Annotated in this window: 15 protein-coding genes; 12 read left to right on the top strand and 3 right to left on the bottom strand. The window is 71.1% G+C overall.

All coding sequences use genetic code 11. The features are described from left to right. The first annotated feature begins 208 nt into the window (after positions 1–208). The 4 genes from ACFV46_RS11610 to ACFV46_RS11595 all read left to right on the top strand — a co-directional run bounded on the left by ACFV46_RS11610 (position 209) and on the right by ACFV46_RS11595 (position 5,073). A complete protein-coding gene (locus tag ACFV46_RS11610; RefSeq protein WP_361936233.1) occupies positions 209–1,519 on the top strand; it encodes an extracellular solute-binding protein in 1,311 nt (436 codons plus the stop codon). Positions 1,520–1,605: 86 nt separating this feature from the next. Continuing rightward, on the top strand, positions 1,606–2,601 hold the full coding sequence (locus tag ACFV46_RS11605; RefSeq protein ID WP_385497887.1) for a carbohydrate ABC transporter permease: 996 nt from the start codon (positions 1,606–1,608) through the stop codon (positions 2,599–2,601). Positions 2,602–2,613: 12 nt separating this feature from the next. Continuing rightward, positions 2,614–3,537, top strand: a complete 924-nt coding sequence (locus ACFV46_RS11600) for a carbohydrate ABC transporter permease (protein WP_385497886.1) — start codon at positions 2,614–2,616, stop codon at positions 3,535–3,537. Positions 3,538–3,633: 96 nt separating this feature from the next. Beyond that, positions 3,634–5,073, top strand: a complete 1,440-nt coding sequence (locus ACFV46_RS11595; protein ID WP_385497885.1) for a GH1 family beta-glucosidase — start codon at positions 3,634–3,636, stop codon at positions 5,071–5,073. Positions 5,074–5,440: 367 nt separating this feature from the next. On the opposite strand, the gene ACFV46_RS11590 is transcribed toward ACFV46_RS11595, so the two are convergent. Next, positions 5,441–6,463, bottom strand: a complete 1,023-nt coding sequence (locus tag ACFV46_RS11590; protein WP_361936223.1) for a LacI family DNA-binding transcriptional regulator — start codon at positions 6,461–6,463, stop codon at positions 5,441–5,443. Between the two features lie 138 nt (positions 6,464–6,601). On the opposite strand from ACFV46_RS11590, the gene ACFV46_RS11585 reads away from it, so the two are divergent. Genes ACFV46_RS11585 through ACFV46_RS11570 form a run of 4 tightly spaced genes read left to right on the top strand, consistent with a single transcriptional unit; the run spans position 6,602 to position 12,054 of the window. Next, positions 6,602–7,903, top strand: coding sequence for an extracellular solute-binding protein (locus ACFV46_RS11585; RefSeq protein WP_361936220.1), 1,302 nt, complete (start codon positions 6,602–6,604; stop codon positions 7,901–7,903). A 10-nt stretch (positions 7,904–7,913) separates the two neighbouring features. Further along, positions 7,914–8,870 carry a carbohydrate ABC transporter permease gene (locus ACFV46_RS11580; protein ID WP_385497884.1) on the top strand — a complete coding sequence of 319 codons (957 nt, stop codon included), beginning with the start codon at positions 7,914–7,916 and terminating at the stop codon, positions 8,868–8,870. Then, positions 8,867–9,685, top strand: coding sequence for a carbohydrate ABC transporter permease (locus tag ACFV46_RS11575; RefSeq protein ID WP_361936665.1), 819 nt, complete (start codon positions 8,867–8,869; stop codon positions 9,683–9,685). Before ACFV46_RS11580 ends, ACFV46_RS11575 begins: the two co-directional genes overlap by 4 nt. After that, positions 9,682–12,054: a beta-glucosidase gene (locus ACFV46_RS11570; RefSeq protein ID WP_385497883.1), complete on the top strand. Its 2,373-nt coding sequence runs from the start codon at positions 9,682–9,684 to the stop codon at positions 12,052–12,054. The genes ACFV46_RS11575 and ACFV46_RS11570 overlap by 4 nt, the downstream gene beginning before the upstream one ends. Positions 12,055–12,143: 89 nt before the next feature. On the opposite strand, the gene ACFV46_RS11565 is transcribed toward ACFV46_RS11570, so the two are convergent. Continuing rightward, positions 12,144–12,314, bottom strand: a complete 171-nt coding sequence (locus tag ACFV46_RS11565) for a hydrophobic protein (protein ID WP_151787737.1) — start codon at positions 12,312–12,314, stop codon at positions 12,144–12,146. A gap of 193 nt (positions 12,315–12,507) precedes the next feature. Between ACFV46_RS11565 and ACFV46_RS11560 the strand changes: the two genes are divergently transcribed. After that, a complete protein-coding gene (locus ACFV46_RS11560; protein WP_361936669.1) occupies positions 12,508–13,083 on the top strand; it encodes a dihydrofolate reductase family protein in 576 nt (191 codons plus the stop codon). Between the two features lie 326 nt (positions 13,084–13,409). After that, positions 13,410–14,594 carry a type III polyketide synthase gene (locus tag ACFV46_RS11555; protein ID WP_385497882.1) on the top strand — a complete coding sequence of 395 codons (1,185 nt, stop codon included), beginning with the start codon at positions 13,410–13,412 and terminating at the stop codon, positions 14,592–14,594. Between the two features lie 21 nt (positions 14,595–14,615). Here the strand turns inward: ACFV46_RS11555 and ACFV46_RS11550 are convergent, their stop codons facing one another. Next, positions 14,616–16,778 carry a SpoIIE family protein phosphatase gene (locus tag ACFV46_RS11550; RefSeq protein WP_361936673.1) on the bottom strand — a complete coding sequence of 721 codons (2,163 nt, stop codon included), beginning with the start codon at positions 16,776–16,778 and terminating at the stop codon, positions 14,616–14,618. Positions 16,779–16,995: 217 nt separating this feature from the next. On the opposite strand from ACFV46_RS11550, the gene ACFV46_RS11545 reads away from it, so the two are divergent. Then, positions 16,996–17,952, top strand: a complete 957-nt coding sequence (locus ACFV46_RS11545) for a GlxA family transcriptional regulator (RefSeq protein WP_151787734.1) — start codon at positions 16,996–16,998, stop codon at positions 17,950–17,952. 111 nt (positions 17,953–18,063) lie between these two features. Beyond that, positions 18,064–19,062, top strand: coding sequence for a type I glyceraldehyde-3-phosphate dehydrogenase (gene gap, locus ACFV46_RS11540; RefSeq protein ID WP_385497881.1), 999 nt, complete (start codon positions 18,064–18,066; stop codon positions 19,060–19,062). Positions 19,063–19,172 lie beyond the last annotated feature (110 nt).

The following is a 19,172-nucleotide window of genomic DNA, read 5'->3' as shown; positions in this document are numbered from 1 at the left end:
GCACGAAATATGAACGCAAATCTCGCGGAAAGGCGGTTCGTTGCGTTCAAGTCATTGACAGATCTGCTCGCTGCCGCGAGTCTGCCATCCATCGCTGGGAACGTGCCCACCCGAGATTGGGCACGTTCCCACCACTTCGCCGGAGCCGCTGCGGTCATCGTTTTCGTGTCCGTCCGACACGTCTGCGCAGGCCGTTGGGAGGAGAACCATGAGCAGTCTCGGATCGTTGCGCGGAAAGAGGCTGGCGGCAGCAGCTGCGGCCGTCAGCGCGCTGGCCCTCGTCGCTGGTTGCAGCAGCGGCGACGACTCGGTCACGGGCGGCGGCAAGAAGGACGGCAAGGTCACCATCACCATGGGCCTGTTCGGCGTCATGGGCCTGAAGGAGACCGGCCTGCTGGAGCAGTACGAGAAGGAGAACCCGAACGTCACGATCAAGGCCGAGATCGCCGGTGACGAGCAGACGTACTACACCGCGCTGCAGACCAGGCTCGCCGGCGGCAAGGGCCTGAAGGACATCCAGGGCATCGAGATCGGCCGCGCCAAGGAGATCACCGAGACCCAGGCCGACAAGTTCGCGGACTTCTCCGACGTGCCGGGCACCGACCACTTCCTGCCGTGGAAGGAGTCCCAGATCAGCACCAAGGACGGCAAGGTGCTGGGTCTGGGCACCGACATCGGCCCGATGGCCGTCTGTTACCGCAAGGACTACTTCGAGAAGGCCGGCCTGCCCACCGACCGCGAGGAGGTCGGCAAGCTCTGGGAGGGCGACTGGAGCAAGTACGTCGAGGTCGGGCGCACCTTCAAGAAGGACTTCAAGGGCGGCAAGGTCGCCTACATGGACTCCTCCAGCGGCCTGTTCAACGCGATGGTCTACGGCCACCCGGAGCAGTACTACAACGAGAAGGGCGACCTGATCTACGAGACGAACCCGGTCGTCAAGGACGCCTGGAAGCTCTCCGCCGACGCCGCCGAGGGCGGGCTGACGGCCAAGCTCCGCCAGTTCCAGCCCGGTTGGGACCCCGGTCTGGCCAACGGCACGTTCGCGACGGCCGTGTGCCCCGCCTGGATGCTCAGCCACATCAGTGAGAAGGCCGGTGACGCCAACAAGGGCAAGTGGGACGTCGCCCGGGCCCCGAAGGGCGCCAACTGGGGCGGTTCCTTCCTCGGTGTGATCGAGCAGAGCCCGGTGAAGGAGGAGGCCAAGAAGCTGGTGGCGTGGCTGACCGCGCCGGAGCAGCAGGCCCACATCTTCAAGGAGATAGGCAACATCCCGTCCTCCAAGGCGGCCCTGGAGAACCCCGACGTGAAGAACGCCAAGTCGGAGTACTTCAGCGACGCGCCGATCGGTGAGATCTTCGGCGCCGCCGCGCAGGAGATCCCGGACAAGCAGGTCCTCGGCCGCAAGGACGGCACGATCAAGGACACCTTCTCGCAGGGCCTGGCCCTGATCGAGCAGGGCACCAAGCGTGACGAGGCGTGGGACACCACCACGGAGCGCATCGAGAAGGCCGTCGGCTGACCCGATGCCCCCGCAGCCTCCCGGGTCCGCGCGCTCGCCGCGGGCCCGGGTCCGGCTGACCCACCCCCTCTCAGGAAGGAAGTCCGGTGGCCACCTCCACCACCAAGGCCCTGGCCGGCGAGGAGCCGCCGGCCCCGCCCGGCGCCGCGGGCGACGGCACCTCCACCCGGCGGCGCGCCTCACTGCTGCACCGGCTGGACGTCAAGGGCGCGCCGTACGCGTTCGTCGCGCCGTTCTTCGTGGTCTTCGCCGCGTTCAGCTTCTACCCGCTCATCTACACCTCGTGGATCTCGCTGCACCATGTGGAGCTGGCCACGCTCGACGTGCGGGAGTGGGTGGGCCTCGACAACTACATCGAGCTGTGGCAGGACGAGCGCTTCTGGAACGCGCTGATGAACACCATCACGATCGGTGTCATCTCGACCGTGCCGCAGTTGCTGACGGCGCTCGGTCTGGCGCACCTGCTCAACTACCGGATGCGCGCCTCGCTGTTCTTCCGGGTCGCGTCCCTCGTCCCGTACGCCACGTCGGTCGCCGCGGCCGCGCTCGTCTTCACGATGATCTACGAGCGTGACTTCGGCATGATCAACTGGGCGCTCGGCTCGATCGGGATCGACCCGCTGGACTGGGAGGCCGAGAAGTGGCCCTCGCAGGTCGCGATCTCCACGATCGTCATCTGGCGCTGGACCGGGTACAACGCGCTGCTCTACCTGGCCGCGATGCAGGCCATCCCCGCCGAGCGCTACGAGGCGGCGTCCATCGACGGCGCCTCCCGCTGGAAGCAGTTCACGAACGTCACCGTGCCCGGGATCCGTTCCACGATCGTCTTCACCATCGTGCTGTCGACGATCGGCGCCACCCAGCTCTTCGGTGAGCCGCTGATCTTCGGCCAGGGCCCCAACGGTGTCACCGGCGGTGCGGACAACCAGTACCAGACGCTGGGTCTGCTGCTGTACGAGGAGGGCTGGAAGAACTACCAGATGGGCCGCTCGGCGACCGTCGCCTGGGCGATGTTCCTGCTGCTCGTCCTCGCCTTCGCCGTGCAGCGCCTGATCAAGCGCCTGCGGGCCCGATCGTCCTGACCTGGAGCCGACATGACCACGCAAAGCCTCCCGGTCCGGACGGACGCCCCGGACCGGACCCCCGTACCGGCGAACGGCCGCGGCGGCCGCCGGCGCCTGCTGCGCATACGCGCCGGCCGCCAGCACCACGCGGGACCGCTCGCCTACGTCCTGCTCGCCGTCATGGCGATCCTGTCCATCTTCCCGCTGTACTGGACGATGGTGGCGGCGTCCACGGACAACACCCGGGTCAGCCAGACCCCGCCGCCGTTCCTGCCCGGCCCCAACCTGTTCAGCAACCTCGCCCGCGCGTGGGACGAGGCGGCCATGGGCAAGGCCATGATCAACAGCCTGATCGTGGCCGGGGTGATCGCCCTGTCCACGGTGATGTTCGCGACGCTGGCCGGATTCGCCTTCGCCAAGCTGCGGTTCAAGGGCCGCAACATCCTGCTGATGCTGGTGATCGGCACGATGATGGTGCCGCCGCAGCTCGGTGTCGTCCCGCTGTTCATGATGATGTCCGAACTGGGCTGGTCCCAGCAGCTGCCCGCCGTCATCTTCCCGACGCTGGTCAGCGCGGTCGGCGTGTTCTTCATGCGCCAGTACCTGTCGGAGGCGCTGCCGGACGAGCTGGTCGAGGCCGGACGCGTCGACGGAGCGCACTCGTTGCGCATCTTCTGGAGCATCGTGCTCCCGGTGGCGCGGCCCGCCATGGCCGTCCTGTTCATGATCACGTTCGTGCACGCGTGGAACGACTTCTTCTGGCCGTTCGTCGTGCTCGACATGACCAACCCGACGGTCCCGGTCGCCCTCACCCAGCTCAGCGCCGGCTACGTCCGCGACCAGTCGCTGATCATGGCGGGCGCGCTGCTCGGCACGCTCCCGCTGCTGGCGATGTTCATCGTCTTCGGACGGCAGATCGTCAGCGGCATCATGGCCGGCGCCGTCAAGGGCTGACCCCCGCACACCGGCCCGGCCACACCCCGCCGGGCCCCGCTCATCCGTGACGGCCCTTCGCCCCACGCGAACGGCCCCACTTCTGAAAGGACTTCCGTGGTCACCGCCGCACAGCAGAGCGGGTCCGCCATCGACGGCACCCGCACCTTCCCCAAGAACTTCCTCTGGGGCTCCGCGACCGCCTCGTACCAGATCGAGGGGGCGGCCGCCGAGGACGGGCGCACGCCGTCGATCTGGGACACCTACGCCAGGACGCCGGGACGGGTCCGCAACGGCGACACCGGTGACATCGCCACCGACCACTACCACCGCTGGCGCGAGGACGTCGCGCTCATGGCCGAACTCGGCCTGGGCGCCTACCGGTTCTCCCTGGCCTGGCCCCGCATCCAGCCCACCGGGCGCGGCCCCGCCGTGCAGAAGGGCCTGGACTTCTATCGGCGTCTGGTGGACGAGCTGCTGGAGAAGGGCATCCAGCCCGTCGCCACGCTCTACCACTGGGATCTCCCGCAGGAGCTGGAGGACGCCGGTGGCTGGCCGGAGCGTGCCACCGCGGAGCGGTTCGCCGAGTACGCGGCCATCGCCGCCGACGCCCTCGGCGACCGGGTGAAGACCTGGACCACCCTCAACGAGCCCTGGTGCAGCGCCTTCCTGGGGTACGGCTCCGGGGTGCACGCCCCAGGCCGCACCGACCCGGTGGCCGCGCTGCGCGCCGCGCACCACCTCAACCTGGCCCACGGCCTCGCCGTCCAGGCGGTGCGCGACCGGACGCCGGCCGGCACGCAGTGCTCGGTCACGCTCAACATCCACCACGTCCGCCCGCTGACGACGCGGGAGGCCGACGTCGACGCGGCCCGCCGTATCGACGCCCTGGCCAACCGGGTCTTCACCGGCCCGATGCTCCAGGGCGCGTACCCGGAGGACCTGTTCAAGGACACGGCGCCCCTGACGGACTGGTCGTTCGTGGCCGACGGGGACCTGGAGCGGATCCACCAGCCGCTGGACTTCCTCGGCGTCAACTACTACACGCCCACGCTGGTCTCGGAGACCGACGGCAGCGGCACCCACAACTCCGACGGGCACGGCAACAGCCCGCACAGCCCGTGGCCGGCCGCCGACAAGGTCTCCTTCCACCAGCCGCCCGGCCCCACCACCGCCATGGGCTGGGCCGTCGACGCCACCGGGCTGTACGACCTGCTGCGCCGGCTGTCGGACGACTTCCCGCGCCTGCCGCTGGTCATCACCGAGAACGGCGCGGCGTTCGACGACTACGCCGACCCGGAGGGGCGGGTCAACGACCCGGCCCGGATCGCGTACGTCCGCGACCACCTGGCCGCCGTCCACCGGGCCATCGCCGACGGCTCCGACGTCCGGGGCTACTTCCTGTGGTCCCTGCTGGACAACTTCGAGTGGGCGCACGGCTACAGCAAGCGTTTCGGCGCGGTGTACGTGGACTACCCGACCGGCAAGCGGATCCCGAAGGCCAGCGCACGCTGGTACGCCGAGGTGGCCCGGACGGGCGTACTGCCCGGCGCCTGACCGGAATCCGGGGCGGTGCCTCCCCGCACCGCCCAGTGGGTCCGCCCCCGCACCTAGGTCGTGTCCGCAAAGTCCCGCCTGCCACCCGGCGCCCGGCACGCTCCCCCGAGCTCTTCGAGCAGGGGGGACCCCCACTCGCCGCACCGGCCGCCCACCCGCGTACAACCAGTACGCGGGAGCCCGCCCGGCACTCCCCCGAGCTCTTCGAGCAGGGGGGACCCCCAGAGCACGCACCGGAACCGCTCGGCCCGCCCTACGGGCGAACGACGGGACTTTGCGGACACGACCTAGGAGGGGACGGGGGCGGCCCCTGGTCCGGGTGGGCCGTGCTCATGCGCGGTCCGCCCGGCCTTTCGTGTGCCCCGCGTCAGCTCTTGCGGGGTGGGGCCGTGCTCTGACGGACCACCAGGTTCGTCGCCAGTTCGATGCGTTGGGCCGCGGCGCCGGGGGCGTCGGGGCGCAGCAGCATGCGGGCGGCCTCCTCGGCCATGCTCCGCAGCGGCTGGTGGACCGTGGTGAGCGGTGGGCTCGACCACTGGGCGAGCGGGACGTCGTCGTAGCCGACCACCGACAGGTCCTCGGGGACGCGCAGCCCCTTGACCCGGGCCGCCTCCAGGACGCCGAGCGCCTGGAGGTCGCTGCCCGCGAAGATCGCCGTGGGGCGGTCGGGTCCGTCCAGCAGGTCCATGGCGTGCTCGTAGCCGCCCTGCACATGGAAGTCGCCGAAGCGCATCGTCCGCGGCTCGCACTCCAGGCCGGCCATGGACATCGCCGAGCGGTAGCCGTCCAGCCGCGCCAGTGAGCACAGCATGTCCTCGGGCCCGGTGATGATCGCGATGCGCTCGTGCCCGAGGTCCGTGAGGTGGCGGGTGGCGGCGAGGCCGCCCGACCAGTTCGCGGAGCCGACCGAGGGCACGTCCGGGTCCGGGTCGCCCGCCGGGTCGACGATGACGATGGGGATGGCCGCCGCCCTGAGGCGTCGTTTGACGTCCTCGCTCAGGGTCGAGAAGACCAGGACCACGCCCATGGGCCGGCGTTGCAGCACGCCGGGCAGCCAGTCGGGGCCGGGGGTGTGCCGGGTGCCGCTCTCGGTGAGCGCCACGGTCGCCCGGTTGTCCCGTGCGACGTTCTCCACCCCCCTGATCAGCTCCATCGCCCAGACGCTCTCCAGTTCGTGGAAGACGAGCTCGATGAGCGGGGAGCGGGATCCCGCCTGGGCCCGCCGGCGGTAGCCGTGGACCTCCAGCAGGTGCTCCACCTTCGCGCGGGTCGTGCGGGAGACGTCCGAGCGCCCGTTGAGCACCTTCGAAACTGTCGGCATGGAGACACCGGCTTCTTTCGCTACCGCCGCCAATGTGACCCGGCCGCCCACCTCTTCGTCTTCGTGCATGAACGCAGGATAGGCCACCGCCGATCGGTAACGGTTCGGTCGAGTAGTGATCGGACCGTTGACCCGATGAGGGCTCTGACCTACTGTCCCACCGCATGGACTTTCGGCGATGAAGCCGAAACTTTCGAAAGGCGAACGATGAAGACACGTGCGCGCTTGCCCAGACTGGTCGCCTGCGGTGCGACGCTCACCCTCGCGCTGACCCTCTCGGCCTGCGGCGACGGCGACGGGGGCTCGGGGTCCGACGGCAAGATCCATGTCCTGGTCTACGGGGACGCCACCAACAAGGTCGAGAAGCAGCTCGTCGAGAAGTTCAACAAGACCTCCGACGTCAAGGTCGTCCTCGACACCATCCCCGGTGCGGACTACCAGAAGAAGCTGCAGACGATCATCAACACCCCGCAGGCACCGGACGTCTTCTTCAACTGGGGCGGCGGAAGCATCAAGCCGTTCGTCAAGGCGGGTCTCCTGCTGCCGCTCGACGACCTGATCAAGAAGAACCCGGATCTGGAGAACAAGTTCCTGCCGTCCGTGTTCAACAACGCGGTGGTGGACGGCAAGCCGTACGGCATCCCGATGCGTGGCACCCAGCCCGTCCTGCTGTTCCACAACAAGAAGGTCCTCGACGAAGCGGGCGTGAAGCCGCCGAAGACCTGGGACGAGCTCCTCGAGGCCGTCAGCGCGCTGAAGGCCAAGGGCGTCACCCCGATCGCGCTCGGCGGCGGCGACGTCTGGCCGACCCAGATGTGGTTCCAGTACCTCTACGACCGCGTGGCCGGCCCCGAGCTGTTCGCGAAGGCCGTCGGCGGCGACAAGAGCGCCTGGGCGAGCCCGGACAGCAAGAAGGCGCTGAACATGATCAGGGAACTGGTCGACGCCGGAGCCTTCGGCAAGAACTACGACTCCGTCAAGTACACCAACGCCGGCTCCGTCCAGCTCGTCGCCTCCGGCAAGGCCGGCTTCGAGCTGATGGGCTCCTGGTACTACTCCCAGCAGCTCACCGACCACCCGGAGTTCGCCGAGAAGAGCCTCGGCTACACCGCCTTCCCGACCGTCGCCGGCGGCAAGGGCGACCCGAAGGACGTGGCGGGCAACACCAACAACTACTACTCGGTCATGAAGAAGACCAAGCACCCCGAGGCCGTCGCCGAGTTCCTGAAGCTCATGTACTCCGACGACTTCGTCAAGGCGCAGCTGGACATCGGCAACCTGCCGACGACCACCAACACCAAGGACTTCCTCGACCAGGCCGCGGACCCGGAGTACTCCCGCTTCCAGTACGACCTGGTCGCCGACGCCCCGTCGTTCCAGCTGTCGTGGGACCAGGCGTACCCGCAGAAGGCCAGCTCGGACATGTACAAGGCCATCCAGCAGTTCTTCAACGGACAGCTCGACACGGACGGCTTCATCAAGGCCATGCAGGCCCTCCCGACCGACTGACGAACGGCTCATGACCACACAGATCACGAGTGCCCGGCCCGCCGCCGGCCCCCGCAAGGGGGCCCGGCGGCGGCCGCCCGCCTCGAACGCGACGAAGGTGGGCCGCCCGAGCTTCGCCTGGGCGCTGCCCGCCGCAGTGTTCTTCGCCCTCTTCGCGATCGCCCCGCTCGTCATGGTGGCGGTGCTGTCCTTCATGACCTGGGACGGCCTCGGCTCCCCCCAGTTCGTCGGCATGGACAACTGGTCGCGGCTGATGGACGACCCGGTGATGCTCGACAGCATCTGGCTGACCCTGCTCCTGACCGTGCTCGGCGTCGTCATCCAGACACCGCTGAGCGTCGTCCTCGGAGTCTGGGCCGCAGGCAACCAGCGCAACCGCGCGGTGCTGTCGGTCATCTACTTCATCCCGCTGCTGCTGTCCGCCACGGCCGTCTCCGTGCTCTGGCGCGCGCTGCTCGACCCGAACTTCGGCATCCCGGCGGAAGCCACCTGGCTGTTCGGCGACGGCAACCTGTTCGGAAAGCAAGCCACCGCCATCGGGGTTCTGGCGTTCGTCGCCACCTGGCAGTTCACCCCGTTCCACACCCTGATCTACCAGGGTGCCGCCCGGGCCGTTCCCGAGGTGCTCTACCAGGCCGCGGAGATCGACGGGGCCGGCCGCTACCGGCAGTTCTTCCACATCACGCTGCCGCAGCTGCGCAACTCGATGATCACCTCGATGATCCTGATGATCGTCGGCGGACTGACCACCTTCGAGACGGTCCTGATCCTCACCCAGGGCGGCCCCGGCACCGACACCACCATCAGCGCCTACTACATGTACGACAAGGCGTTCAAGAGCTTCGACTTCGGCATCGGCTCGGCCATCGCTCTCGCCCTGGTGGTCGCGGCCACGATCATCTCGCTGATCGTCGTCCGGGTGTCCGGCTACGACAAGATGCGCAGCACCATGGAGGGTGTGTCATGAGGCGCCGCCCCAACTACCTGGCCGGCGCCGGCTCGCTCGTCTGGCTGTTCGTCGTCGGGCTGCCCCTGTACGTGATGCTCGCCGCGACGCTGCGCACCCGGCAGGACTACGCCGAGAACGGCCCGGTCTCGATACCCGACAGCTTCACCCTGGACAACTACGCGAGGGCCTTCGACTCGGGTTTCGGCCGGTACTTCGTCAACACGCTCGTCGTCACCGGCTGTGTCATCGGCATCGTGCTGCTGCTGGTGCCGCCACTCGCCTACGCGATCGTCCGCAGCCGGGGCCGGAGCACGTCGGCGATCTTCCGGCTGTTCCTGCTCGGCCTCGCCATCCCGGCCCAGGCCGTCATCGTGCCGATGTTCTACCTCATCAGCGAGGCCGGGCTGTACGACAACCTGCTGGGCGTCATCCTTCCCACGGCGGCGTTCTGCCTGCCGATGTCGGCGCTCATCCTCAGCGGCGCGATGCGGGACATCTCCCCGGAGCTGTACGAGGCGATGGCCATGGACGGCGCGAGCCCGCTGCGCATGTTCTTCCAGCTGGTGCTGCCGCTGTCCCGGGGCGGGCTGTCGACCATCGTCGTGTTCTCCGCGCTCCAGGCGTGGAACGGCTTCCTGTTCCCGCTCGTCCTGACCCAGTCCGACTCCACCAAGGTCGTCACGCTGGGTCTCTACAACTTCCAGACCGAACACGGCATCGACATCCCCGGTCTGCTGGGAGCCGTGGTGCTGTCCATGGTGCCCATCCTGCTCGTCTACCTGTTCGCCCGTCGCGCCCTCGTCCGGGGCCTGATGGGTGTCGGAGGAAAGTGAACACCGACGTGGCCGTAGAGACCACCCCCGAGACCCCCCTCTGGAACGACCCCGATCAGCCCGTCGCCGCCCGCGTCGACGCGCTGATCGGTGCCATGACCCTGCAGGAGAAGATCGCCCAGCTGTACGGCGTGTGGGTCGGAGCCTCCGACCAGGGCGGCGAAGTGGCCCCGCACCAGCACGACATGGAGGAGGCCGTCGACCTGGACGCCCTGCTCCCCGCCGGACTGGGCCAGCTCACCCGCCCGTTCGGAACGGTGCCCGTCGACCCCGCCCTCGGCGCGGTGTCCCTGATGCGCACCCAGGCCCGGATCGTCGCCGCGAACCGCTTCGGCATCCCCGCGCTCGCCCACGAGGAGTGCCTGGCCGGCTTCGCGGCCTGGGGCGCCACCGCCTACCCCGTCCCGCTGTCCTGGGGCGCCACCTTCGACCCCGCGCTGATCCGCGCGATGGCCGAGGCCATCGGCCGGGACATGCGCGCGGTCGGCGTCCACCAGGGCCTCGCGCCCGTCCTGGACGTGGTGCGCGACGCCCGCTGGGGCCGGGTCGAGGAGACCATCGGCGAGGACCCCTACCTCGTCGGCAGCATCGGCACCGCCTATGTGAGCGGTCTGGAGTCGGCCGGCATCGTCGCCACCCTCAAGCACTTCGTCGGCTACTCGGCCTCCCGCGCCGGCCGCAACCTCGCGCCGACCTCCGTGGGCCCGCGCGAGCGCGCCGACGTGCTGCTGCCGCCGTTCGAGATGGCGATCCGCGAGGGCGGCGCCCGTTCGGTGATGCACGCCTACACCGACACCGACGGCATGCCGTCCGCCGCGGACGAGGCCCTGCTCACCGGACTGCTCCGGGACACCTGGGACTTCGACGGCACCGTCGTCGCGGACTACTTCGGCATCGCCTTCCTCAAGACGCTGCACGGGATCGCCGGCGACTTCGGCGACGCCGCCGGCACCGCGCTGACGGCCGGCGTCGACGTCGAGCTGCCCACGGTCAAGACGTTCGGGGCGCCCCTCGTCGAGGCCGTCACCGAGGGCCGGGTACCGGAGGAGGTCGTCGACCGCGCCCTGCGCCGCGTCCTCACCCAGAAGGCCCAGCTCGGTCTGCTCGACCCGGACTGGAGCCCCGTGCCGCCCGCGCTCGACGGCGCCGATCTGAGCGACGCCGAGGCGCTGCGCGGCCGGATCGACCTGGACCGCACCGCCAACCGGGAGCTGGCCCGGCGGATCGCCGAGCAGGCGGTGGTGCTGCTCAGCAACGACGGCACGCTGCCTCTCACCCGTCCTCGCCGGATCGCCCTCGTCGGCCCCAACGCGACCGAGGCCACCGCGGTCCTCGGCTGCTACTCGTTCCCGCTGCATGTCGGTGTGCAGCACCCCGAGTTCCCCGTCGGGCTCGAACTGCCCACTCTGCGCGAGACGTTGACGGCCGAGTTCCCCGACGCGGAGATCGTCGCCGTCCGCGGGACCGGTGTCGACGACGGGGACCTCTCCGGCATCGGCGCGGCGGCCGACGCGGCCCGTGACGCCGATGTGGTCGTCGCCGTCCTCGGCGACCGGGCCGGTCTGTTCGGGCGTGGGACGAGCGGCGAGGGCTGCGACGCCGAGTCGCTGGCGCTGCCCGGCGCCCAGCAGCAGTTGCTCGACGCGCTCCTCGACTCCGGCACGCCGGTCGTCACCGTCCTGCTCGCCGGGCGGCCGTACGCGCTCGGCCGGGCCGTCGCCGAGTCGGCGGCGATCGTGCAGTCGTTCTTCCCGGGCGAGGAGGGCACCCATGCGATCGCGGGGGTCCTCAGCGGCCGTACGAACCCGTCCGGGCGGCTCCCGGTCAGTGTGCCGCGCGGTGCGGGCGCGCAGCCGTCCAGCTACCTCGGCGCACGGCTCGCCCAGGCCAGCGAGGTCTCCAACATCGACCCGACCCCGGCGTTCGGCTTCGGCCACGGCCTGTCGTACACCACGTTCGCCTGGGACGATCTCGCGGTCGGCACCGGACAGGCGCCCACGGACGGCGAGTTCACGCTCGACCTGACCGTCCGCAACACCGGCGACCGCGCCGGGACCGAGGTGGTCCAGGTCTATCTGCACGACCCCGTGGCGTCCGTCGTCCAGCCCGTCCAGCGTCTCGTCGGCTACGCCCGGGTGCCGCTGGAGCCGGGGGAGGCGCGCCGCGTCCACATCACCGTCCCGGCCGACGTGGCCTCCTTCACCGGGCGCGACGGGCACCGTGTCGTGGAGCCCGGCGAGCTGGAGCTCCGCCTGGCCGCGTCCAGCGCGGACACCCGGCTCACGGCGACGGTCGCCCTGACCGGCCCCGTGCGCCGGGTGGACCACACCCGGCGCTTCCACGCGGTCCTCACGCAGGAGCAGGTCTGAGGCAGACGCACGAGCGCGCAGCGAAGGGCCCGGCCGAAGCCGGGCCCTTCGCTGCGTGGTGGTGCGCCAGGTGCACTAGGTGCGCCGACTCACCATCGGTACCAGCGGCCGCGACCACCACCCGATGTGGTGGAGCGCATCACGAAGCCGAGCAGCCACACGACCAGCACGACGATCGCGATCCACCACAGGGCCTTGAGGGCGAAGCCCGCACCGAACAGGATGAGGGCCAGAAGCAGAACAAGAAGCAGGGGAACCATAGTTATCAACCTCCTGACCCTCGATTGCCCTGCGATCCTCAATCCATACACCCAGGATTCCTTGTTTATGCAGGGGAACCTGGGGCACACGGTGACGTTGCGCAACGACGGGCGATGAGTATCGCCCCGGGCGACGGTCTATAGGAGCAGTACCGCCGAGCAGCACCGCTTCCTCGCACCCCGGGAGACCGTCATGACCGCCACCTACACGTTCGACGTCTTCTCCAGCCTCGACGGCTTCGGCGCCGCAGGAGGCGACTGGACGGGCTACTGGGGCAAGCAGGGCCCCGAGCTCCTCGACCACCGCCTCTCCCTGTACGGCGAGGAGCAGCGCATGGTCTTCGGCGCCCGCACGTATCGCGTCTTCGCCGAGCTGATCGCCTCGGAGACGGAGGAGGCGGTGCACGACCCGTGGGTCACCCGGATGCGGAACATGCCGGCCACGGTGGTGTCGAACACGCTCGAGGAGCCCCTCGACTGGCCGGACGCCCGGGTCGTCCGCGGTGACGCCGTGGACGTCGTCGCCCGGCTCAAGGAGGAGTCCGAGGTGCCGCTGCGCTCGCACGGGAGCCTGTCGATGAACCGGGCGCTGATGGCCGCCGGGCTCGTGGACCGCGTCCAGGTGACGCTGTTCCCGGTGATCACGGGCAGGACCGGCCTGGACCCGATCTTCCAGGGCGCCGCCGACTTCGATCTCGAACTGATCGGCCACCACACCCTCGACGGGCACATCCAGGAGCTCACCTACCGGCCGACCCCGCATCCCTGATCCCACCCGCACCTCGACGTGCCCCGGACCCCGGAGGGTTCGGGGCACTTCCGTGTCCGGGATCGGGAGCCGCCCGGCTGACGCCCGGTCAGTTCGGCGCTCCTGTGCGCGGTGTCACAGGCATCACCCGCGATCCAAGTTGCCCACATCACAGCGGAAATGCCCGAATAGGCCCAAGCTCGACCAGGACACAGAGGCCCGAACTGGGCCTTATCGGCGTCGATTTGGATACGCCTACCTAAGTGACGCACGCCACAGCGCCGGTGACGCACGCCCCGCGTCCGCCGTAGCGACGTACGCCCCCGCTTCCCACGAAAGGTGCCACCATGCCCGCGTTCCTGAGCCCCCCGGCCGTGATCCACGGCGAGCACACCGTGAAGACCAGCGAGATCGTGGCCGAGGTCCGCGACCGCCACCCCGACGCGGCGTGGGCCCCGCGCGTCGAGAGCATCGCCGCCAGTACGGGGATCGAGGCCCGGGGCTGGATGCTGCCGCTCCAGTCCGCCGTCGCCCCCGGCCGCGGGAACGGTCTCCCGGCCGCCGGCGCCGGCGCGGCCCGTGCCGCACTGGCCCGTGACGGGTTCACCGAGCAGGACGCGGACCGGGTGATCGCCGCCCTCGAGGCCATACCCGCGCCGCAGACCGTGCAGGAGCGCACCGCGCCCGCCTGGGAGGCCGTGCAGGCGTACGGCGAGCGCGCGGCGCGCGGCGCCCTGCAGAGCGCCGGGCTCGACGTCTCGGACGTCGACTGCGTGATCACCAGCAACTCCACCACCCCGGCCCTGCCCGGTCTCGACGTCTCCCTCGCCAACCGGCTCCCGCTGCGCGAGGACGTGCTGCTCCTGCCCGCCACCCAGTGGGCCTGCATCGCCGGGACCCGCTCGCTCGCGCTGGCCGCGGACCTCGTGGCCGCCGACCCCGACCGGGTGGTCCTCGTCGTGATCTCGGAGGCGCTGAGCACCACGTACCAGCCCGCGGACGACACCCTGGAGTCGCTGATCGTCCGACTGCTGTTCGCGGACACCGCCGTCGCCGCCGTCGTCACCGGCCGTCCGCGCCCGGAGTCGGTCCTGCGGCTGGACTCCTCCTGGAACCACACCCTGCCCGGCACCCAGGACCTGCACCGCCTGGACACCCGCGCCGACGGCACCCACTTCGTGATGGACCGGCGCGGCCCGCGCGCCGTGCAGGAGACGGTGACCGCCATGTGGCAGTGGCTCCAGGAGCGGTACGGCGACCACCCCGAGGCCTGGCACCCCGACGTGCTGCTCGCCCACCCCGGCGGGACGCGGGTGCTCGAGTACATGAAGCAGACGATGCCCGAGGCCTGGCCGTCCGGGCTCCTCGAGTACAGCCGGGACAGCTACACGAGCGGCAACCGCGGCGGCGCCGCCGTGTTCGACATCATGCGCCGGGCGCACGACGCGGGGCAGCCGGCGGGCAGCCGCGCCGTCCTGTACGCGGCGGCGCCCGGGCTCACGGCCACCGCGCTGGAAGGCGAGTGGCTCTGAGCCGTCCCCCTGCCGCCGGCCTCACCGCCCGACCGCTGCCCAGACCACCTTGCCGTCGTCGGTCCAGCGCACGCCCCACCGGGTGGTGAGCCCGTGGACGACGTGCAGTCCGCGGCCCGAGTCCGCGAGGAGGTCCTTGCGGCCCAGCCGGGGCCTGCCGTTGCCGGTGTCCCCCACCTCGCACAGCAGCTGCCCGTGACCGGTTCTGATCAGCCGTACCGTGAGGGGGCCGCGGGCGAAGCGGACGGCGTTGGCGGCCAGCTCGCCGACCACCAGCAGCACACTGTCCTTCGTGTCCTCCCGGGTCCCCCACCGCTCCAGCAGCCCGGTGACCAGCGCCCGCGCCCGGGCCGGGGCGTCGCCGCGGGCCGGCAGCCGCCAGGTCGCCGTGTCCTCCTTGCGGTAGCCGATCATGCGGGCGAGCAGCAGGGTGACGTCGTCGCGCCGGTGCGCGGGCGCCAGCGAGGCGACGACCCGGCGCGCCGCCTGCTCCAGCTCGTCCCAGGGGTGCACGGCGGACACCGCGTCGGACAGCCGGCCGATGCCCTCGTCGATCGACATCGCGGGGTCCTCCACCAGGCCGTCGGTGTACAGCGCGAGCATCGAACCGGGGGGCACGGCGAACGTGTACACGTCGAACGGCTCGCGCAGCGCGAACTCGGCGCCCAGCCCGGGGTGCGGGCGGACCGCGACCGGTCCGGCGGTCCCGTCCGGGGGCACGAGGACCGGGGGCAGATGACCGGCGCTGGCCAGCTCCACCCGGTGGCTGACCGGGTCGTACACGGCGATGCAGCAGGTCGAGCCGAGGGCGCTGTAGCCGGCGGCGAGCCCGGACTCCGCGTCGTCGAGGAGGGACACCGTCTCGTCCAGGTGCTCCAGCACCTCGCCGGGCGCGAGCCCCGCGGACAGCAGCGCGCGGGCCTCCATGCTGAGCTGGCCCATGGTGGCCGCCGCTCCCAGGCCGTGCCCGACGACGTCCCCGACGACCATCGCGGTGCGGCCGTCGGGCAGCGGGAAGCTGTTGACCCAGTCGCCGCCGACGCCGGCGCTGTCCGGGGTGGCGGGCTGGTAGACGCTGGCGGTCTCGATGGTGTCGCCCGCGGACCGGGGCAGCAGGCGGCGTTGCAGGGCGAGGACCTGGGTGTGCTCGCGCTGGTGCTGACGGGCCAGGTCGACGTGGTGGGCGGTCCGGGCCACCAGTTCCTGCAGGTCGAACAGCTCGCTGTCCTCGAAGGGCCGGTCGGCGCGCCGCCAGACCTCCGCCACGCCCAGGATGACGGGCGGCTCGCCGTCGAGCACCAGGGGGACGCACGCCACACAGGCCGCCTGGTCGCCGGGGACGAGGGCGCGGGCGAGGCGCGGGCTGCCGAGCACCCGCTCGATGGTGGCCCGGTCGGGCAGGACGACGGCCTGCGCGGGGTCGTCCCGCCGGATCGCGTGGGACAGCAGGCGGCTCGCGTCGCGGGGGAGGTCGGCGCCGGGGGTGACGTAGCCGTCGGGCCACGCCCGGTCCGGTACGAGGGCGGCGCGGCGCAGCCGGATGCGCCCCTGCGGGCGCCCGGTGACCACCTCGCCGGTCCACACGGCGAAGTCGAGATCGATGGCGGCCACGTCGCCCCAGGCCAGCAGGGACTCCGCCAGTGACTGGGCGGTCTCGCCGATGTCCAGCGAGGTGCCGATAGCGGTCTCGGCGGCGTACAGGTGCAGCCGCCTCGCCATGGCGATCAGGGAGACGGTCAGGCCGTCCTGGGGCGGGGCGGCGGCCAGGATGCTCATGGAGACGACCAGTTCCGAACCGTCCCGGCGGCGCAGCCGCTGCACGCGGGCCACATGCGGCTCACCGGTGTCCAGGACCTGGCGCAGCCTGCGGGTCACCGTGGGCACGTCCCAGGGCGGCAGGAAGTCGACGAAGGGGGTGCCGGGGACGGGGTCGATCCCTTCGAAGACGGCGGCCTCCAGGTTGGAGTCGGTGATCCGCAGATCCCGGTCCAGATTGACGGCGCCCAGTATCTGCTCCGGGCGGCCCGCGCCCCGCCGGGGCCGCTCGCGCTGCGGGGGCGTGTCCTCCCCGCGCGGCGCGCCCGAGCCGGGCTCCTCGTCGTCCCCGCTCGGGATGTACTTCCCCAGCGCACCGCTGACCATGTCGTACGGCGACGCGGACGACGGGGGAGGCGTGGAGTCCATGCCGTTCTCTCAGCTCGCTCGCCGGCCACGGCACCGCGCCGGGGCCGTACCGGAACCAGGGTGACGGGATCCCGAGATCTCTGGCCGCACACCTCATTCAATAACACCCGGCTCGCCTTCGCCCACAGCAGCGGGCCGGAGAGCGGACACACACGGTGACGGACGCCGGGGCCCCGGGGACCCCGCCCTGGTCCGGGGCCTCCGTATCCTCGTCCCCGTGTCACTCCCCCGTCTGCACCGTGTCGCCGTCCTCGTCAGTGAGGGCGCCAAACCGCTCGACGTCGGCATCCCCGCGCAGGTGTTCACGACCCGGGCGAGCATGCCGTACGAGGTGCGGGTGTGCGGGGCGACGCCCGGCCCGGTGACCGGCGGGGACGGCCTGTCGTACGCGGTCGCCCACGGCCTCGACGCGCTGGCCTGGGCGGACATCGTCTTCGTTCCGGGCTACCGGCATCCGGACCGCGACGACCCGCCCCGGCCGGTCGTCGACGCGCTGATCGAGGCGCACGCCCGGGGCGCGCGGCTCGCCGCCATCTCGACCGGCGCCTTCACGCTCGCCGCCACCGGCCTGCTCGACGGCCGGCGCGCCACCACGCACTGGCACTACACCCGGGCCCTCGCCGCCCGGCATCCGCAGATCCAGGTCGACGAGAACGTCCTGTTCGTCGACGAGGGCAGCGTGCTGACCTCGGCCGGTGCCGCCTCCGGTATCGACCTGTGCCTGCACATCCTGCGCGGCGACCTCGGGGTGGCCGCCTCCAACCACGCGGCCCGCCGGCTGGTGGCGGCCCCGTACCGCAGCGGCGGGCAGGCCCAGTACGTCCCGCGCAGTGTGCCCGAGCCGCTGGGCGAGCGGTTCGGCGCCACCCGGGAGTGGGCGCTGCACCGGCTCGGGGAGCCGCTGACCCTCGACGTCCTGGCACGCCAGGCGGGGGTGTCGGCGCGCACGTTCTCCCGGCGTTTCGTGGAGGAGACCGGCTACACGCCCATGCAGTGGGTGATGCGGGCCCGCATCGATCTGGCGCGTGAGCTGCTGGAACGGTCGCAGCGCAGTGTCGAGCAGATCGCCGCCGACGTCGGGCTGGGCACCGGCGCGAATCTGCGGCTGCACTTCCAGCGCATCCTCGGCACGACACCGAGCGACTACCGGCGCACCTTCACGCGGGGCGAGTGAACGCCCCGTCCCTCCCCTGGCGGGATCCTTGCGAACCATGGCGGTCCCGCCACTGTCCGGCGGGTGCGGCGCGCGCGAGCCTGGGTGTGGCAACAGGAAGGGACACCACTCATGACTCGCATCGCCATCAACGGTTTCGGCCGCATCGGACGCAACGTGCTGCGCGCCCTGCTGGAGCGCGACAGCTCCCTCGAGATCGTCGCCGTCAACGACCTGACGGAGCCCGCGACGCTCGCCCGGCTGCTGGCGTTCGACAGCACGGCCGGCCGGCTCGGCCGTCCGGTGACGGTCGACGGGGACACCCTCGTGGTCGACGGGCGGCGGATCAAGGTCCTGGCCGAGCGTGAGCCGGCGCAGCTGCCGTGGGCCGAGCTGGGCGTGGACATCGTGCTGGAGGCCACCGGCCGGTTCACCTCGGCGAAGGCCGCCCGCGCGCACCTGGACGCCGGGGCCCGCAAGGTGCTGGTGAGCGCGCCGTCGGACGGCGCGGACGTCACCCTCGCCTACGGCGTCAACTCCGACTCCTACGACCCGGACGTGCACACGATCGTCTCGAACGCCTCGTGCACCACGAACGCTCTCGCGCCGCTGGCCAAGGTGCTGCACGAGCTCGCCGGGATCGAACACGGCTTCATGACGACCGTGCACGCCTACACCCAGGAGCAGAACCTCCAGGACGGCCCGCACCGCGACGCCCGGCGCGCCCGGGCCGCCGGCGTCAACATCGTCCCGACGACGACCGGCGCCGCCAAGGCGATCGGCCTGGTCCTGCCCGACCTCGACGGCAAGCTGTCCGGCGACTCGATCCGGGTGCCGGTGCCGGTGGGCTCGATCGTCGAGCTGAACACGACGGTCGCGCGGGACGTGACCCGTGAGGACGTGCTGGCCGCCTACCGCACCGCGGCCGAGGGCCCGCTCGCCGGCGTCCTGGAGTACTCCGAGGACCCGCTGGTGTCCTCCGACATCACCGGCAACCCCGCCTCGTCGATCTTCGACTCGGCCCTCACCCGCGTCGACGGCCGCCACGTCAAGGTGGTCGCCTGGTACGACAACGAGTGGGGCTTCTCCCACCGCGTGATCGACACGCTGGAGCTGCTCGCCGCCCGCTGAGCGGTGGCGGATGCGAAGCGCCGGGCGGAGGTGACCGCCCGGCGCTTCACGCATGCCCGATCCGCTCACTCACCGGGGTGATCTTCCGAAGCGCTGGGCCGCGGTCCATG

This window comes from Streptomyces sp. NPDC059852 (assembly GCF_042731455.1).
Taxonomy (GTDB): Bacteria; Actinomycetota; Actinomycetes; order Streptomycetales; family Streptomycetaceae; genus Streptomyces.
This window is presented reverse-complemented; position numbering and strand designations above follow the sequence as displayed.